This is a genomic window from Natrialba chahannaoensis JCM 10990, from assembly GCF_000337135.1.
Lineage (GTDB): Archaea > Halobacteriota > Halobacteria > Halobacteriales > Natrialbaceae > Natrialba > Natrialba chahannaoensis.
The window spans coordinates 1-227 of record NZ_AOIN01000073.1 but is presented as its reverse complement, the minus strand read 5'-3'; the positions used below and the strand labels follow the sequence as shown (position 1 = coordinate 227).

Genomic DNA, 227 nt, shown 5'->3' with positions numbered 1-227 from the left:
GTCTCCTCGATTTCCTCCTGGGTGAGGTCGTCGTTGGCCGAGAGCATGAGGGCGATCACACCGGAGACGTGGGGTGCGGCCATCGAGGTGCCATCGAGGTGGTCGTACTCGTCGTCTGGCATTGCGCTCAGGACGTTATCGCCGGGTGCGGAGACGTCTGGTTTGACCCACTCGTCGGGCCATGCTGGGTCAGGGTTGTCCCAGTTGTCGGCGGCGATAGTGTTGCC

1 protein-coding gene is annotated in these 227 nt (G+C 63.4%); it reads right to left on the bottom strand.

Going from position 1 to position 227, the window contains the following annotated elements; genetic code table 11:
- Nucleotides 1–227, bottom strand: a 227-nt coding sequence (locus C482_RS13660; RefSeq protein WP_006168231.1) for a S8 family serine peptidase, incomplete at both ends; no start/stop codon positions are given.